The 16,410-nt window shown below is 69.2% G+C and carries 14 protein-coding genes; 8 read left to right on the top strand and 6 right to left on the bottom strand.

What is annotated here, in order from left to right:
* The coding region (locus NQ160_RS02690) for a LuxR family transcriptional regulator (protein WP_257513698.1) at positions 1-1,970 on the top strand (1,970 nt) is incomplete at its 5' end.
* 345 nt (positions 1,971-2,315) lie between these two features.
* A complete protein-coding gene (locus tag NQ160_RS02685) occupies positions 2,316-3,107 on the top strand; it encodes a DUF7255 family protein (protein ID WP_257513697.1) in 792 nt (263 codons plus the stop codon).
* Between the two features lie 156 nt (positions 3,108-3,263).
* On the opposite strand, the gene NQ160_RS02680 is transcribed toward NQ160_RS02685, so the two are convergent.
* Positions 3,264-4,775: a hypothetical protein gene (locus NQ160_RS02680; RefSeq protein ID WP_257513696.1), complete on the bottom strand. Its 1,512-nt coding sequence runs from the start codon at positions 4,773-4,775 to the stop codon at positions 3,264-3,266.
* Positions 4,776-4,871: 96 nt separating this feature from the next.
* On the opposite strand from NQ160_RS02680, the gene NQ160_RS02675 reads away from it, so the two are divergent.
* From NQ160_RS02675 to NQ160_RS02660, 4 genes are all read left to right on the top strand, one after another.
* Positions 4,872-5,543: an NAD(P)H-binding protein gene (locus tag NQ160_RS02675; RefSeq protein WP_257513695.1), complete on the top strand. Its 672-nt coding sequence runs from the start codon at positions 4,872-4,874 to the stop codon at positions 5,541-5,543.
* A 173-nt stretch (positions 5,544-5,716) separates the two neighbouring features.
* Positions 5,717-6,631 (top strand): ABC transporter ATP-binding protein, encoded by a 915-nt coding sequence (locus NQ160_RS02670; RefSeq protein ID WP_257513694.1) that lies wholly within the window; start codon positions 5,717-5,719, stop codon positions 6,629-6,631.
* On the top strand, positions 6,628-7,500 hold the full coding sequence (locus NQ160_RS02665) for an ABC transporter permease (protein WP_257513693.1): 873 nt from the start codon (positions 6,628-6,630) through the stop codon (positions 7,498-7,500). The genes NQ160_RS02670 and NQ160_RS02665 overlap by 4 nt, the downstream gene beginning before the upstream one ends.
* Positions 7,501-7,549: 49 nt before the next feature.
* Positions 7,550-7,948, top strand: a complete 399-nt coding sequence (locus NQ160_RS02660; protein WP_257513692.1) for a GNAT family N-acetyltransferase — start codon at positions 7,550-7,552, stop codon at positions 7,946-7,948.
* 52 nt (positions 7,949-8,000) lie between these two features.
* On the opposite strand, the gene NQ160_RS02655 is transcribed toward NQ160_RS02660, so the two are convergent.
* Entirely contained in the window at positions 8,001-10,817 is a 2,817-nt protein-coding gene (locus tag NQ160_RS02655) for a DUF6351 family protein (RefSeq protein ID WP_257513691.1), read from the bottom strand.
* A gap of 97 nt (positions 10,818-10,914) precedes the next feature.
* Complete coding sequence (locus tag NQ160_RS02650) at positions 10,915-11,799, bottom strand: PaaX family transcriptional regulator (RefSeq protein WP_257513690.1); 885 nt, start codon at positions 11,797-11,799, stop codon at positions 10,915-10,917.
* A 58-nt stretch (positions 11,800-11,857) separates the two neighbouring features.
* Between NQ160_RS02650 and NQ160_RS02645 the strand changes: the two genes are divergently transcribed.
* Complete coding sequence (locus tag NQ160_RS02645; RefSeq protein ID WP_257513689.1) at positions 11,858-12,289, top strand: CPBP family intramembrane glutamic endopeptidase; 432 nt, start codon at positions 11,858-11,860, stop codon at positions 12,287-12,289.
* A 73-nt stretch (positions 12,290-12,362) separates the two neighbouring features.
* Here the strand turns inward: NQ160_RS02645 and NQ160_RS24945 are convergent, their stop codons facing one another.
* Together NQ160_RS24945 and NQ160_RS02635 are read right to left on the bottom strand one after the other, a co-directional pair.
* Positions 12,363-12,572: a hypothetical protein gene (locus NQ160_RS24945; RefSeq protein WP_374113621.1), complete on the bottom strand. Its 210-nt coding sequence runs from the start codon at positions 12,570-12,572 to the stop codon at positions 12,363-12,365.
* 156 nt (positions 12,573-12,728) lie between these two features.
* Positions 12,729-12,932, bottom strand: coding sequence for a hypothetical protein (locus NQ160_RS02635; protein WP_257513687.1), 204 nt, complete (start codon positions 12,930-12,932; stop codon positions 12,729-12,731).
* A gap of 162 nt (positions 12,933-13,094) precedes the next feature.
* Here NQ160_RS02635 and NQ160_RS02630 point away from each other — a divergent pair, with 162 nt between their 5' ends.
* Positions 13,095-13,367, top strand: coding sequence for a DUF4242 domain-containing protein (locus tag NQ160_RS02630; protein WP_257495614.1), 273 nt, complete (start codon positions 13,095-13,097; stop codon positions 13,365-13,367).
* A 9-nt stretch (positions 13,368-13,376) separates the two neighbouring features.
* Here the strand turns inward: NQ160_RS02630 and NQ160_RS02625 are convergent, their stop codons facing one another.
* Positions 13,377-16,271 carry a helix-turn-helix transcriptional regulator gene (locus tag NQ160_RS02625; protein ID WP_257513686.1) on the bottom strand — a complete coding sequence of 965 codons (2,895 nt, stop codon included), beginning with the start codon at positions 16,269-16,271 and terminating at the stop codon, positions 13,377-13,379.
* Between the last annotated feature and the right edge of the window lie 139 nt (positions 16,272-16,410).

Raw genomic sequence — 16,410 nt, 5'->3', positions numbered from 1 at the left:
GCCGATCCCGCAGCCTGCCCGCCGACACCCAGCTGCTGCTGCTCGCCGCGGCAGCGGACCCCACCGGAGACGCGGCGCTGCTGTGCCGCGTGTCGGCGCAGCTCGGCGTCGCTGAAGACGCCCTCGCACCTGCCGAGGCCGCCGGGCTGCTGGTCGTCGACAATCGGGTCACCTTCCGGCATCCGCTCGTACGCTCGGCCGTCTATCGTGATGCGCCGCCGCCCGACGTGCGTCGCGCGCACGACGCCCTGGCGGCCGCCACCGACCCCGACACCGACCCCGACCGCCGCGCCTGGCACCGCGCCCAGGCAGTGCAGGGCACCGATGAGGATGCCGCCGCCGAGCTGGAGCGGTCGGCGGGTCGCGCACGTGCCCGCGGCGGGCTGGCCGCATCGGCGGCGTTCATGCAGCAGGCGGCGACGCTTACTCCGGAGCCGGGCGCGCGGGCGCGCCGCGCGCTGGAAGCTGCGCACACCAAGCACGAGGCCGGCGCGTCCGAAGCGGCATCTGAACTGCTGGCGATGGCCGCCGCGGGGCCGCTCGACGCGCTGCAGCAGGCCCGCGTCGAGCTGCTGCGCGCTCGGATCGCGTACCACGTCGCACGCGACGGTGAGGGGCCGGTGATGCTGTTGAAGGCGGCCGAGAGCCTTGCCCCCCTGCATCCGGCGCTCTCACGCGAAACCTACCTCGACGCACTCGACGCCGCGATCAGCACCGGCGACCCCGGGATGGGCTCCGCGGTGCGGGACGTGGCTGAGGCCGCCCGCAGGGCACCCGCCCCGCCTGGGTCACCACGACCGGCGGATCTGCTGCTCGACGGGCTGGTGACCACGTTCACCCGGGGGCACGCGGCGGGCGTGCCGGAGTTGCGGCAGGCGCTGGCCGCATTCTGCGACGGCGTAAGCGGTGACCCGGCGACCGACGCAGACATCCGCCGCTGGGGATGGCTCGCGGCGCGGACGGCGATGACGGTCTTCGACGAGGACCTCTTCTTCACGCTCGGCGCGCACCATATGCGGTCGGCCCGTGAAGCCGGCGCGCTGGCCACGCTCCCCGCGGCTCTCCTCGTCCAGTCCGTCATGCTCGTGCTCTCCGGTGAGTTCACCCGGGCGGCCGAGCAGACCGAGGCCGCAGCGGCCACCAAGGCCGGACTCCACCTCCACACGCGCCTCATCCTGGCTGCGTGGCGCGGCCATGCCGAAGAGGCCGCGGAGATCACCTCAATGATCGGCCAGGCGGGCCCCGCCCGCGGGCGCAGCGCCGAGATGACCATTGCCGGGTACGCCTTGGCGGTGTTGCACAACGGTTCGGGCGACTACGCGGCGGCACAGAGCGCCGCGGCACGCGGCATCGAATCCGAAGGCCTGAAGTACAACAACCTCATCTACTCCGAACTCATCGAGGCGGCCAGCCGTTCCGGCCAGCTCGAGAGCGCGACCGAAGCACTCGCAGAGCTCACCGCACGAGCGAACGCCGCCGGCACCCCCTGGGCCCTCGGACTGGCCGCCCGTTCGCAAGCGTTGACCACCCCTGGGCCGGCCGCCGAGGACCACTACCGCGACGCGATCGACCACCTCGCGCGCAGCCGTATGGCGGCCCACCTGGCCCGCACGCACCTCGTCTACGGCGAGTGGCTGCGTCGCGAGGGCCGGCGCCAGGACGCCCGCGAACAGCTGCGCACCGCCCACGACATGCTGACGACCATGGGGGCCGAGGCGTTCGCCCAACGCGCGGCCCGCGAGCTGCGCGCCACCGGCGAGCACCCGCAGAAGCGCACCGCGCAGCCGACCGACGCCCTCACCGCCCAGGAGTTGCACATCGCACGGCTGGTGGCGGCAGGCGCGACGTCGCGCGAGGTCGGCACGCAGCTGTTCCTCAGCCCGCGCACGATCGAGGCGCACCTGCGCAACATCTTCCGCAAGCTCGGCATCACGTCCCGCCGGCAGCTGCGCGACATGCCACTGTCCTGACCCCGTTCACGCCCCCCTCTGACCCTGCCGAAACAGGGGTGGGGTGTCTAGCGAGCTGGCGCCGACGGCCGTCATCTTTGCCCAATTCGGTCGCGTCCATCGCGGTCAAAGGGTGATCAAGCTGGACATTATGGACACCGGAAAACACCCCGGTCAAGGTGAACATTAGAAACACTTCGGACAGCTTCCGACACTGCGCAAACACGTGCGAGAGTCATTCACATGGCTCCACTTAAGCGACAGAACGCTCTCGCACTCGCTCTTCAGAAGCTCGGTCATCAACTTGGGGGTAATGCGCAGGTTCCGCGATTTCCGGGATTACCCGAGCCCACAGCATCGTGGGTAATGGCGGCCTACAAGCACATTGGCGGGGTACTTGATATGCCAACACTTAGGCCGCGGGGGTGGGACATTCCGACGACCAACGGGCTCATCGTCGAGCTCGACGAGGAACAGCATTTCAATCGCTACCGAGCGGCAACCCTCAACATGGGGTGGGCCGCCGATCTGCCCTGGCGAAACGACTACCTGGCGCACTGTTCCGAGTTCGAACGCGTTGCCCTCAAGAGTCACTCCGGAGGAGGGTTCTGGACGACCGACGGGGCGGTCGCCCAGTTTGGCCCAGCAGACCCGACCCGCACTCTCGAACAAGCGGGTTCACCGCGCTGGAAACAGCGTGCCGTGTACGACGCGATGCGCGACGCAGCAGCTGCAGCAGGGTCGGTGACCCTCGCGCGCCTTTCTGTGCACGATCGCGTGGGGGCTGCCCGGCTCGGTGACGCGCTTCTCGGACGTGCCCCGCTCGATCTCACGGCGCTCCATGCACTGATCATCAGCCGCACGTCAGGCGCGGATCGGGCCGACCGCCGTAGTGACGTCGGGCGCAGTGAAGCACAGGATGGCAGCGTCTTGCCGCCTACACCCACCAGCGGGATCGGGCCGGGGAAACAAGGTGCGGAGACGTATGAGCCCTCAGAATTGGCGCGGATGCTGGGATATCACGATGAATCCAGGCCCGGCCTAGTCGTACGCACCTACCTGCGCAAGCGATACCCGAATCACCCAAAGAACGCCCGCTGGGTGCTGGACAAAGGCCAGGCAAACGACGTTCTTATGAATGTCCCGCGGAAGCAGTAGCGAGAACACCGACTATCCCCAATCCGACGAAGGATACTGAGCCCGCGCGGGCGCGAGCTACGCGCCACCGGAAGCGTGGTGCAGGCGAGATCGTCGGCTCGCCCTGCGAACCATCGCGATCGAGCGAAAGGCCGGAGGGCTCCGCGCAGCCCAAGCTCAGATCCAGCCGGGCTTGACCACGTCGAGGATGTTAGCGTCAGCGATCCCCCGCCGCTCGGCCGCATTACGCGCCTGCCCGCCGGTGAGTTGCCGATGCCGCGCCGCCGCGGCGTGCTCCAAGCGCATCGTGTTGTCTTCGGGGGCCGCGAAGAACCGGGCATCCGCGAGGTATGTCTTGGTTGTAGACGAACCCACGCCGAGCCGTATCGAGATCTCGTTGCGAGTCAGCCCAGCGTCCTGCAAGCCCAATGCCTCATTCGCAGCGTCGAGCCGGCGCTTCATCGATGCGCGGTGGAAGTCGCTGAGCCCGCCGCGGGCAGGACCTCGAGAGATACCGTTCTCGCTGAGCACTTTGGCAGCGCGACCCTGGCCAAGTTTCATCTCGCGCTCGATCTGAGCGTTCGACTCGCCGCGCGTTGCGCGTTCAAGAATCTCCCGCTTGCGCTCGTCGCTGATCCGAAAGGGCTGGCGGATCTCAACGTCCGCTGCGATCCCGAGTTCCTTGACGATGCGGTCGACGCGTCCGCGAGGAATCTGCATTCGTTCCGCGATCTCTTGGCGGGTAAGCCGCTCGGTGACGAGCACCTTGATCGTTTCGCGTTCCAGAGCCTTCGCAGCTTCCCTCTCAGCCTCTCTGGCGGCTGCTTCCTCAAGACGCACGGTTTGCATGGCTACATCGAATGCCTTCGGCATGTCGGAGCTCGCTTGCGTCGGCAACGTGAGCTCTGGGAATGCCGACGCGTATCGGATCAGCTTCGGTGCTACCTCCTCGGACAAGTGATACCAGTCGGCGCGAATCTCATCCTGAAGACTCGCATCGAGTGCATCCCAGAGACGGCGGAACCCCAGACTCTGCTCATCCATCGAGGGCATGTAACGGGCCAGTCCGGGCAGCGGCGGCAACGCGACGAATGCCTCCGGGGTGGCCAGCCTGATCTCAGGACGATAGAAGGCGCGGTACACCGCTGCAGTCCTCACGCGGAGTCCGCGATAGTTCAACTGCCGGAAGATCCAATGTGAGTATGCGGCGTAGCCCCGGGAGAGGTTGCCTAGCTTGATGCCTTGATACTCCACAGCAACTGCAGTCGGGTCATGCGGATTGTCGGGCGTGGGGACGAGGTCGACGATGATCGCTCGCGCCTCGCCCGCTGCGATATCCCACTTCGCTGCCGCGACATAGTCCGTGCCGCGCACAGCGTCCCAGGTCGGCGCCAGTCCATTTCGTGCGCCCGCCTCATAAATCGGCGCGCCGCTTGCTTCTTCCTGGGAGACCAGAAGGAGGATGCCACTCGGCTCGGCATACTCGCGGGAGTTGCGCTTATACGCCTCACGACAGGCTTCGCGCCAGTCGTCCCGGTCGGCACCCTCCATGTATCGCCACTCGCGGGAGTCTGCATCTCCGTTCGGCCAGAACCGATTGGGGTCGAACACGTTCATCAACTCACCGTATTGCCAGACGGTGGCACGCTTGGCGAAGTCCATCGGCGTTGCAGGGCGGAAGAAGGACATGCAGCTGTCCTGACCTATTCACACCCCCGCTTGACCCGGTGCCGGGAACAGGGGGTGGAGTGTTCCCACGTCGTCTTCGGCGGAAGGGAGCGGTGCATGAGGGTTTTCATCATCGGGGTCAGCGGCGCGATCGGCGGTCTGCTGGCGCAGGAGCTCATCGACCGCGGCGACCACGTCTCGGGCCTCGTGCGCCGCGAGCAGCAGCGCGCCGCGCTCGCGGCCCGCGGCGTCGACGCGAGCGTCGGGGAGCTGGGCTCTCTGAGCGCGGACGACCTGGCGTCCCTGCTGACGGGAATGGATGCCGTCGTCTACACCGCCGGCTCGAACGCCGGTGCCCGCCCCGATACTGTCGCGATCGACGGCGAAGGAGTGGTGACGGCCCTCGAGGCCGTGTCCCTCGCCGGAGTGCGGCGCTTCGCGCTGGTGTCGGTGCTGCCCGAGGCCGGTCGCGGGCAGCACCTCAGCGCCGACGAGGAGTTCTACTACGCCGTGAAGAAGCTCGTCGACGTCACCGTCAGCATGAGCGACCTCGACTGGCTGATCCTGAGACCGTCGATGCTCGTGGATGATCCCGCGAACGGCACCGTGGCGCTCGGGCCCGCCCAGCCGCACGACGAGATCCCGCGCGAAGACGTCGCAGCCACCCTCGCTGAGCTGCTGCACGAGACCCGGATCTCCCGGCAGATCCTCGAACTCAACCAGGGCGCGACGCCGATCGCGCAGGCGGTTCGGGTGGCTGTGCCGCGTGTCGTCGGGGGCGGGTTCTGACCGGGTGAGTACCCGTCCGCGCGCCGTCTGCAGCGGCTTCTGACGGGTGAGTTCCCGCCCCCGCTTGACCCTGTGCCGACAACACGGTGTCCACTGGGTTCGTCCCGCGGGAGCCGCCTCGACTCCCCCCCTCTCACAGCGTCATCGGACGCAGAAACACCTGGAGCACCTCCGTGATCGAAGCAAACTCCCTGACCAAGCGCTACGGCGCGAAGACCGCCGTCGACGGCATCGACTTCACCGTGCGTTCCGGGGTGGTGACCGGGTTCCTGGGTCCCAATGGGGCCGGAAAGTCCACCACGATGCGCATGATCATGGGCCTGGACCGCCCGTCGTCCGGTTCGGTGACGGTGAACGGCATGCCCTATGCCCGGCATCGCGCCCCGCTTCGTCAGGTGGGCGCACTGCTGGATGCCGACGCCGTGCATCCCGGTCGCAGCGCCCGCAACCATCTGCTCGCGGTGGCAGCCACGCATCGCATCGGGTCGAACCGCGTGGACGAGGTGATCGCGCTCACGGGGCTCGACTCCGTCGCGCGCAAGCGCGTGGGCGGGTTCTCGCTGGGCATGGGTCAGCGGCTCGGGCTCGCCGTCGCGCTGCTGGGAGACCCGGCGACCCTCATCCTCGACGAGCCGGTGAATGGGCTCGACCCCGAGGGCGTCGTGTGGGTGCGCCGGCTCGCGCGAAGCCTCGCGGCCGAGGGGCGCACCGTCTTCCTCTCCTCGCACCTGATGAGCGAGATGGCGCAGACGGCCGATCACCTCATCATCCTCGGCCGTGGACGCATCGTCGCCGACGCTCCCGTGAGCGAGATCCTCGCGGGCACCGAGGGCGAGTCGGTGCAGGTGCGCACGCCGCGGGTCGTCGGGCTCTCCCGCCTGCTCGAAACGGAGGGTGCGACCGTGACGCCCCTGGAACACGACCTGGTGTCGGTGATCGGGCTCACCGCGCCGCGCATCGCCGAGATCGCCGCAGCCGCCGGCATCGTCGTGTACGGACTCACCCCCGTGGCCCGGTCTCTCGAAGATGCCTACCTGGAGCTGACCCGAGACGACGTCGAATACCGCAGCACGGAGGCGACCCGATGAGCACCACCGCCACGCACCCCGCCCTCTCCCCCGTCGGTCACGATCTGCGCTTCACCGGTGTGGTGCGCGCGGAGTGGATCAAGCTCCGCAGCATCCGCTCCACCTGGTGGGCCTACGCGATCCTGGTGGTGCTCACGGTCGGATTCGGGGCGCAGATGTCCGCGTCGCTCAGCTTCCAGGGCGTCGAAGCCGTTCCCACCCAAGACGCGGTGCAGGACATGGCGGTGTACGCCGTGATGGTCAGCACCGACGTCGGCGCACTCATCGTGAGCGTGCTCGGCGTGCTCATCATCGCCGGCGAGTACGGCACCGGCATGATCCGGTCGACCCTCACCTCCGTGCCGAAGCGCATGCCGGCGCTGCTCGCCAAGGCGCTCGTCTTCGCCGCCGTGACCTTCGTCGTGAGCGCCGTTACGTTCGCGATCACGGCTCCGGTCTCGGCGGCGCTGTTCGCAGCCGACGGCCTCTATGTCGCCCTCGACGACCCGCAGTACTGGCTCGCGCTGCTCGGGGGTGTGGGCTACCTCGTGCTGGTGGGTCTCATCGCGTTCGGCATCGGAGCGCTCCTGCGCAATACCGCCGGAGGCATCGCGGTGGCCCTCGGCCTGGTGCTGGCGGCACCGCTCGTGCTGGCCCTCGTGATCGGCTTCGCGTCGCCGGGCTGGGTGGAGAACCTCGCGATGCTGCTGCCCTCGACCGCCGGCAGCCTCCTCTTCAGCTACCCGACCGAGCAGAGCTGGGTGGACCTTCTCGCACCGGAATCCGCCGGCTGGCTCACCGAACCGTGGCAGGGCGGGCTCGTGCTCGTTGCCTGGGCCGTGGTGCTGTTCACCGCCGCAGCGGTGCTGCTCAAGCGCCGGGATGCCTGATCTTCGCCGACCACGATCTCGGAACCTCACCACAGATAAGGAGAAGGACATGACCCAGGAGACAACGACCGGCACGGGCGAAACTGCGACGACGGTGCGCCTCGCAATCGGGGATCGGATCAGCAGCTACATCGCGAGGTCCGCCGACGGGCGCGTCGCCGGGCGCGCGGACTTCATCGACGCGCCGGAGGGACGCGCCGAGCGGATCTTCTTCCACACCGAGGTCGATCCGGCGTACGGCGGCCGTGGCATCGGCGTGCTGCTGCTGCGCGAGGCGCTCGCGGACAGCATCCGCCGGGGCGTCACCGTGGTGCCGGTGTGCCCGCTGTTCGCCCGCCACCTCACGCGGCATGGCGGGGAGTACGTCGCCGAGGGCGGGGCGTACCGCACGCCCCGGCTGGCGGACATCGATCTCGTGAAGCGCACGGTCACAGGTCCTGCACGCTGAGCTTGTGCACATCGCGCTCGACCCAGGGTGGGCACCCGCGGCGGCGTGACACTCACACCCTCCGGCGCCGGCGGAGGACGTACATGAGCCCGCCCGCGCAGAGCAGCGCGGCGCTGAGGAGCGCGATGCCCCACGGCGCCTCGGCGCCGGTGATCCCGAGCGCACCCGCGCGCAGCACGGCGATGGGCGTGCGGATGTCGGACTCCCCTGCCGCGCTGAGGACGAGGGCGTGTGCACCGACCGGGAACGACGCCGGGATCGCCACCCGGAACTCGACCCGCCCGTCCGGGCCCGCCGCAGGCACGTTCCGCACCACCAGCGGATCGCTCTGCACCTCGGCGCCGATCTGCTGTCCCGGGGTGAGCCCGCTGACGCGCACGAGCAGGGTGCCACCCTGCGCGACCCGGCCGTCGCCCACATCCACGATCGCCCAAGCACCGGCATCCGGATCCGTCGGGTCCGGGGCAGGGACGGTCGGAGCCGGCGTCGGTGCGGGCGTCGGGTCGACGGGCGCGTTCGCCACGGCCGCGCTGGGTGCCGAGACCCGGGTCACCGCGATCCGATCGGCCATGCTCGCGCCGACGCGCACGGTGATCGCCGATCCGCGCTGCTCCTCGGTGACGACGAAGGTGGCGCCCTGCGCGCCGGCGATGGGCGAACCGTCCGCCAGCCACTGGTAGGTCAGCGTGGCGGAGTTGTCGGCCGCCACGTCGACCGTCAGTTCACGGCCGATCCATGCGTCGCCGCGCAGCTGCGGCTCGCCCAGCTCCGCACGCTGCGTGGTCCCGAAGTCCAGCCAGGTGCCGCTCAGTTCGGCATACCCCTGGCTGGGCTTGCTCCAGTCGCACACGCCGTCTGCGAAGACGTTCTGCAGCTCCTGCCATTGCTCGTCCGTGAGGACGGGGTAGTCGCCGCGGACAGGAGCGGTGAGCTCGCACTTGAGCACGTCACGCGTGAGCGGCTCCCCTGCCTCGAAGCGCGGGTCGGAGTGGTACGGGTAGAGCTGGTTGCAGGCCTTCGCCGGGTCGGCGTAGTCCAGCGGTTCGGCGATGAACGTACCCGAGGCGTCGAAGCACCCGTCGGTCAGTCCTGCCGGACGTGCCTCGATGGTGCGTTCCCGCGATCCCTGGCCGCCCCGCGCGATGATGTTGTCGAGCCACTGCTCGAGCTGCGTCAGCGCTTGCGCGCGCATCGGCCCGGAGCTGGCCGGACTCGAGCCGCTCGTCCAGCTCACGTGGGTGGCCGCGTCGCCGTGCGCCGCCAGCATGCGCTCCCGGATGATGGCGGACCGGTACCGGTCGTGGAAGTCGCCGGTGAGATCGGCGTAGGGGCGGATCTCGATCACGGGGGTGAAGGCGAGCCCACCCGTCATGGTGTTGACCCGCCCGGTCTCGAACGCGCGCGTGATCGCCTCGATGCTGGCCTCGGAACGGGATGCGGTGCGGGCGCCGTCGATGTCGAAGCCCCCCGCGTTCGCGTTCAGACTCAGGAACTGGTCGACCGAGATGACGCCGTCCTGAAGCGCCGACAGGCCGTACTGCAGACCCACACCGTCAGGGATGGGGCGGAGTGCCCGCCCCTGCTCGTCGACGCCGTAGACGTTCTTGACCATGTCCGAGATCGTGCACCGCAGACCGTCCGGATTCGCCGTGGACCAGCGCTCTTCCGCGGGGATGAGGGCGTTGCAGGCGGCCGGATCGGTGTCGACACCGGTGAACCAGCTGAATCCGACGCAGGTCTGCATCACGGCCTGACCGGTCACCGCCAGCTTCTGCTCGTCGGTCCAGCCGGCACCCTCGGCCGAAGCCCAGTAGCCCAGCAGGTTGCTGCAGTCGTGCCCGGTCACGGTGGTGGTGCGCTCGTCCGGGTACCCGATCTCCCCCAAGACACCGTCGATGATGCCGGGGTAGTTGTTCGACAGCAGCAATTGCTGCATCGTGCCGGCCGAGCCGCCCCATCCGATCGTGTACGTGACGGGGCCGAACTGTTCGATGACGTGCTCCTTGACCATCATCGCCGTCTCCGCGCTGGTGACGTCGTTGCAGTTCTGCGCGTAGACGTTGAACGTGGCGGATGCCACGGCATACCCCCGAGCCAGCAGCTCATCCGTGAGCACCCCGCCCGTGCCGGTGCCCTGCCAGTAGCCGACCCCGCAGGCCCCGCCGAACGTGTAGGCGAGTCTCCCGTTCCACCCGGACGGCGCGGCGCCCGGCGCCGGCGCAGGCTCGCCGGGCTGGTGCAGCACGGCCGTCTCGTACACGGCCCGGTTGATCGTCCCTCGTTCCAGTCGGACGACATACGGGACGGTGCGTCCGTCGATCGTCGCGGTGGCGAGGTCGCCCGGGACGGTCCCGTCGGCGGGATAGGGCAGGAAGCGACCGTCCGTCGTGCGGTACTGGTGGCTCACCGTGGGCTCGGCGACATGGCAGTTCTCATCGACCTCGCCGAGGTTCCACGGGGGCGTCGACGCGGTGCAGTACATCGGATGCTGGGGGCCCGAGAACACCGGGCCGGTGATCGGGTGGTTCTCCAGCTCGACCGACGCGCGGTCACCGCCGGATTCGACCACGACATCGCTCACCCCCAGCGGGAGCTGCTCGACCAGGCCGATCAGCCCGTCGTCGTGGGGTGCGAAGACGCCGGTCACGTCGACGCCCGCAGCGGTTACGCGCACGTCGCCCTGTGCGCCGCTGATGCGCAGGAGCGCATCGCCGCCGGTGACGCTATCGGGCCGGCTCGAGACGACCGAGACGTCCAGCGCGGCATCGCCGACCGCGGCGGTCGCCGGCAACGGAAGTGCCAGCGAGATGATCAGGCCGGCCACCGCAGCAGCGCAGGCCCCCAGGCGTACGAACGGTCGGTGACTCATGTGCGTCCTCCGCTATCGACGTCGTCGTCGTCGGGGCCCCGTCGCCCCGTGGCCCTGATAGTAGAAAGCTGAGTGACGCGCGTCAATGATCCGTGAACTATTGGACGGCGCCCTCCTCACCGAGGCGTTGCGGCGTGACGAAGGCCGCAAGCGCGTCGTCGACGGCACGCACGTGGTCCCGCATCCGCTCCTCCGCACTCTCGCCGAGGGCGTCGTACGTGCGGACGAACACGCCCCGTGCGGTGGCGCGGGGCCAGTCAGCCGGCAGAAGCCGGGCGGGATGACCGGGATCGATGTGACGGAATGCCTGCCAGTCGAGCATCAGGTCGGTGCGCGTCGCGAGGGCCGCTCCCCCGGCTTCGGTGCGCGGCCCGGCGGCGAGGCGGTCTAGGAAGCGCGCGTACTCCTGCCGGACGGCCGCGATGCCCCACGCCCGCAGCGGCCCGTCCGTCGACGTCATGGCCAGCGGTGCACGCAGCGACGTGACGTCCGACACGCCCGCGGCGCGCAACTGAGCGGTCGTGTCCTCGACGGAACCGGTCGGGGAGATCCAGACCCCGTCGTAGAGAGGCGCGTAGCCGGACCACCGCAGGACGGCGCGAGCCCGGTGGCGCAGCGCGCGCTCGGCCTCGGGGATCGAGAACATCAGCACGCTCCAGCATCCATCCCACTCCGGCTCGATCCTGCCGAACCGGCGCAGCCAGCCGGCCTCCTCCCGTACGAGCTCCGCCCCGCGAGAAGCGAGCGCATGGCTCGTGCGGCGGCCTGCGCGGGAGACCTCGAGAATGCCGTCCTGCGTCATCCGCACCAGAGCGGCGCGCGCAGCGGGCTGCTTGACCCCGAGGTCCGCCATCGCCGCCAGGATCGCGCCGGTGGGCAACGGCTTCTCCACGCCCCACCAGTAGTCCCCGAACAGCGTCAGCACCTGCAGGACGGGAGACCGACGTCGCACGGATCGGGCGGGCGGGAGCACTTCTGACACGGCCCCATCCTCACATCTGGCGTTTCTTCGCGGAGTACGCGCCCCGCACGCGGGGCCGATGCCGGTCGCGCTCTTCCGCGTCGCTGGCGGATGGGCGCGTGGCGCCCGGGCGGGACTCGCGCTCGGCATCGTCGTCTCGAGCGTGGTGTTTGCCATCGTCCACCTCTCGAGCGATGTGTGGCTCAACGCCTGGTACCTCGTCTTCGCCGTGGGGCTGTCGCTGATCACCTGGCGCACCGGAGGACTCGAGATCGCGATCGTGCTGCACGCGATGTTCAACACGGTGAACTTCGTGTTCGACATCGCGCTGCGCGTGGACATCGGCACCGCCTACGACCGGTCGGCGGGCGTGGCCTCGGTGGAGACGCTGGCGCCGATGGCCATCATCGTCATCACCGTCGCGGTGGTGTGGGTGCGGACGCGGGGTGCGGGGGCGGCGCGGACGCCGGCGGATGCCGAGGCTCGCGTCGAGGCGCTGCGGGCGGTCTAGGGACGGGGTGCCCGCCGGTCCCCACCGGTGCCGACTCCCGGCTCCAGGTCGGCCAGGCTCCGTCGCGAGCCGTCTACAGTCTCGTCGTGTGCGTGTCGATCCAGTCGACCACTTCGGCGAACTCCAGCCGACCGTCACCCACTGCCCGAACGAATTCGTCACCATCGCGAACATTCTCGGCAGCCAGATGATGCCCGTTAAGGGCAAGGAACGCCTTCGCGACCAGCCAGGGGAGCCTCTTGTTCCCGTCCGAGAGAGGGTGATCGCGATTGATGGCGATCATCAACGCGGCAGCCTTGTCGTGGAGCGCTGGATAGACCTCTTCAACCAAAGACAGGCAGCGGCGCGGCAAGCGCTGAGAGCAGAAGATTTCTGTCGCGAAGGTGGAAACCCACCAACTCGATGAGGTCTTCAACGTCGGCGGGCTCGAGGTAATCCGTCACTGCGAAAGTGCGTCCAGCAGGGCAGCGTCCTCGTCGAGGATCCGCTGGAAGATGGCGCGAGTTCGCGCGCTCTTGTCAGCTCTGGCCGCGCGCTCCTCGATCGCAAGCTTGACGACTTCTGTCTTGGTGCGCCGCTCCTGAGCGGCGAGCGCGTCGAGGAGTTCCTCGTGCGCCGCGTCGAGACGTAGATTCATCGCCATGCGAAAGCCTCTCCCTGAGTACGTGCTTCGACGGTAACACGGAAGGTACCACGCGGTACCACCCGGTACCATCCGGGCACAGTGCCGCTTGTCTCCCGCCGCAGCGTGAGTAGGCTGACCCCACCGAGCACTCCCTGACCCCACATCCAAGGTGGTGATGGCATGCCGTACTTCGTCATCGAGCGAACCTTCGACGAACCGGTGGCCCTACCCGTGGATGCCGCGGACGAGATCAACCTCATCAACGATGAAGAAGATGTGCGGTGGGTGTTCTCCTATCTCTCGCTCGACCGAACCAAGACCTACTGTCTCTACGAGGCGCCCTCGGCAGAGGCGATCCGCGCCGCCGCCGAGCGGGCCGGCCTCCCTGCGGACAGCGTGATCGAAGTCGCCGGCCGCGTCATGCCCAATGGCCACCTCATCGAAGCGGAGTAGTGCGCACCGTCACATCAGGCCCTCATCTCGGGCGTAGCGGACGGCATGGGATCGGTTGGAACTCGAGGTCTTGGTGAAGATGCTGCGCATGTGGTTGGCCACGGTGTGCTCGCTGATGAACAGCCGGGCGGCGATGTCGCGATTGGTCAGGCCCTGATCGATCAGACGGAGGATCTCGATCTCGCGGGGGGTCAGCCCGTCGGCGCGACCGCGCAGTCTCGCATCCCGCTCGACCGCGCGCATCACGCGGGCCCAGCCTGCGGCTGTGGCATCCGCCCACACGCGCTCGGCGAGGACGAGCGCCTCTCGCGACCGGGCATCGCGCGAGACCAGCCAGTGCGCCAAGGCGGTGCGGGTGTGGGCGGCATCCAGCGCCGCGCCGAGCCGATCGTCCAGCGCCAGCGCAGCGTCGAAAGAGGTCTGCGGGTCGCCGGAATCCAGCAGACCATCGAGCTGTCCGAGGTAACGGTCCGCCGAGCCGAAGCACGAGACGAAGTAGCCCGACATGAGGTTCAGACCGGCGTACTCCAGGATCAGAGGGCGCAGCCGCACGGCCGCGTCGCGGTCCTCGAGGAACATCGCAGCCTCGGCGAGCAGTGCCAGCACGGCGGGCCACTCCGCGGACTCATGCGCCATGGCGGTGTCCTGATCCAGCAGCCACGCCAGCATCCTCGCCGCCGGCCGCCTCATCTCGAACTCGGTGTACAGGCCGAGCAGCCCCGGCGCCCAGTGCTCGTGGGGTGATTCGGTTCCGGTGATGATCCCGCGCACCGGCGCGAGCTGTCCGAGTTCTCGCTTGATCATGTACAGCTGCTGTGCGGCGACGCTGGACCGCGCATCCGACAGGAACGTGGCTTCGGCTCGCGCTGCCCGCCGGTATGCGGTTCTTGCCGCCCCCAGCCGGCCGGCGATGAAGTGCCGGCCGTAGTCGACGCAGTCGCGCCAGTACTGCCAGTAGCTTCCCGCGTGTGCCGCCGCCGCGATCAGGGCCGTCTCTGCCTGTTCGAGTCCGCCTTTGTCGCCGAGGACGTACGCTGCGGCGGCCCGATAATTGGGGGCGGCATACAACCACTCGCCGATGTCCGCCGTGCTGGTCGCACGCGCGGTGCCGACTGTCCAGATCTCGCCGGCATGGTCGTACGCCTCTCTGAGGATCTGGGGCCGGAGGCTGTGAAGATATGCCGTCCGCAGCACCCGCAACAGCAGCTGCGCATCACCGAGTGCGCGAGCCTGCCGAGTGGCCTCTGCCGCCCGCACCCGTGCCTCGTCCAGGCGCCCCGAGAACGACGTCGCCCGCGCGAGCGCCGCGAGCGCCTCCACCCGTTCCGCGCGAGAACCGGGCTCGGCGGGAAAGTCCAGCGCGCCCATCAGCAGCTCTACCGCCCGCCCGCCGTGGATGCCCGGCCGCCAGGTCGCTTCTTCGTACTGGATCGCGCCGCGCAGCTGATCGAGCGGGGTACCCAGCGCGCAGACCCGCTCGGCGAGAGCGCGCGCTCGGGCGAAATCTGCCGCGAGTAGCCAGTTGCGCGCTGCCGCCAGGCGCAGCTCGTCGCGCCCGCTCGGCGACTGGGTCAGGTCCGCCGCCTGCTCGAACAGTCGCGCCGCCTCTTCGTACGCGATTCTGGATGCCGCGAGCTCCGCCGCCGCGGCCGTGTACGACACGGCCTCGTCCCGAAAGCCCAGGTCGAGGGCATGCACGTAGTGGTAGGCGAGCCGCTGCGTCAGCCGGGCGGGGGTGGGCGCACGCTGCTCGAGCATCGCGGCCGCGCGTGCGTGCAGTGCCGGCCGGTCTCGCGCGGGAATGCCGTCGAGCACCGCCTGCCGCGCGATCGCGTGCGGAAAGCGCAGGTCGTCGCCTGCGCCATGGGGCGCTTCGAGCAGTCCCGCCGCCAGGGCCCGCTCGAGCGCATCCAGCACGGTCTCGGCCGATTCCCCGGAGATCGCGGCCAACTCGACCACAACAACGTCCATGCCCAGCACCGCTGCCGCCTCGAGAAGATGGCGCTGCGCGGGATCGATCGTGTCCAGCCTTGTGTACAGCAGATCGTTGACCGACTCGGGCAAGGTGATGCCGGCGACATCGGGGCCGGCGATGTCGCCGGCATAGCGCCACGCCTCGCGCAGCAGAAAGGGGTTGCCTCCCGTCAGGAATCGCAGTCGCATCGCCACCTCGAGCAGGTCTGTGGCGGATGCCGTCGACCGGGTGCGCACATAGGTGAGCACCTCGTCCAGCGTCAGCGTCTGCAGCGAGATGCGCCGCACTCCTTCGAAGGACGAGAGGTTCGCCAGGACCCGGTCCACGACCGCTGAGCGGTCCGGATGCGTGGACCGCACCCCGCCGAGCAGCAGCACCGAGCTGTCCTCGAGCCCGGCGAGCATCCTCGGCAGTAGCCGCAGCGCGGCCTCATCGGCCCAGTGCAGATCGTCCAGGACGATCACGATGGGCCGGCTCTCGGCGGCCTCACTCAGCAGACCGACGATCGCCGTCGCCAGCCGGTGCTGATCGCCCGGGTCCCGTGCCTCCGGCCCAGGGTCTGCGCGGTCCGCCGTGATGGCCTGGCGTATCAAGCGGCTGGCGGCATCCGTCGCCGTCGCCCCCCGGACAAGGTCCAGCAGCCTGCGCAATGGGGCGTCGAGCGGCTCGAACGGCGCACCGAACTCGGCGACGCACGAGCCTGCGAAGACGGCGGCACCGTGCGCGCTGAGCCGGGTCGCGGCTTCGGCGATGAGCCTGGTCTTGCCGACTCCCGGCTCTCCCGTGACGAAGACGCAGTGCACCGACCCGCTCACCACGTCGGGCCACACCGAGACCACGGCATCCAGTTCCTCTTCCCGCGCGACGAACGGCGGCTGATCGGAGCTGCGCCATGCGCGGGGCAAGAGCGGTGGTTTCCAGGCCCGCATGCGGCCAACATATGCCCGCCACCGGCTCACGTCGATCCCCGCATCAGCGGTTCGAACGCCACGGCGAAATGGGCATTTCATGTCATGTGGCGGTCAGCCCCTCACGCCTAGCGTCGCCCGTATCAGGTCACGCTCATTC

The sequence above is a fragment of the Microbacterium sp. zg.Y909 genome (genome assembly GCF_024626565.1).
Note: the sequence above shows the minus strand (reverse complement) of the source record. Positions and strands in the feature narration are given on the sequence as shown.

Excerpts from the sequence above, each read along its gene's own strand:
- NQ160_RS02625 (WP_257513686.1), bottom strand. The coding sequence starts at position 16,271 with ATGCGGGCCTGGAAACCACCGCTCTTGCCCCGCGCATGGCGCAGCTCC.
- NQ160_RS02675 (WP_257513695.1), top strand. The coding sequence starts at position 4,872 with ATGAGGGTTTTCATCATCGGGGTCAGCGGCGCGATCGGCGGTCTGCTG.
- NQ160_RS02685 (WP_257513697.1), top strand. The coding sequence starts at position 2,316 with ATGGCGGCCTACAAGCACATTGGCGGGGTACTTGATATGCCAACACTT.
- NQ160_RS02665 (WP_257513693.1), top strand. The coding sequence starts at position 6,628 with ATGAGCACCACCGCCACGCACCCCGCCCTCTCCCCCGTCGGTCACGAT.
- NQ160_RS02635 (WP_257513687.1), bottom strand. The coding sequence starts at position 12,932 with ATGGCGATGAATCTACGTCTCGACGCGGCGCACGAGGAACTCCTCGAC.
- NQ160_RS24945 (WP_374113621.1), bottom strand. The coding sequence starts at position 12,572 with ATGATCGCCATCAATCGCGATCACCCTCTCTCGGACGGGAACAAGAGG.
- NQ160_RS02655 (WP_257513691.1), bottom strand. The coding sequence starts at position 10,817 with ATGAGTCACCGACCGTTCGTACGCCTGGGGGCCTGCGCTGCTGCGGTG.
- NQ160_RS02630 (WP_257495614.1), top strand. The coding sequence starts at position 13,095 with ATGCCGTACTTCGTCATCGAGCGAACCTTCGACGAACCGGTGGCCCTA.
- NQ160_RS02660 (WP_257513692.1), top strand. The coding sequence starts at position 7,550 with ATGACCCAGGAGACAACGACCGGCACGGGCGAAACTGCGACGACGGTG.
- NQ160_RS02680 (WP_257513696.1), bottom strand. The coding sequence starts at position 4,775 with ATGTCCTTCTTCCGCCCTGCAACGCCGATGGACTTCGCCAAGCGTGCC.
- NQ160_RS02645 (WP_257513689.1), top strand. The coding sequence starts at position 11,858 with ATGCCGGTCGCGCTCTTCCGCGTCGCTGGCGGATGGGCGCGTGGCGCC.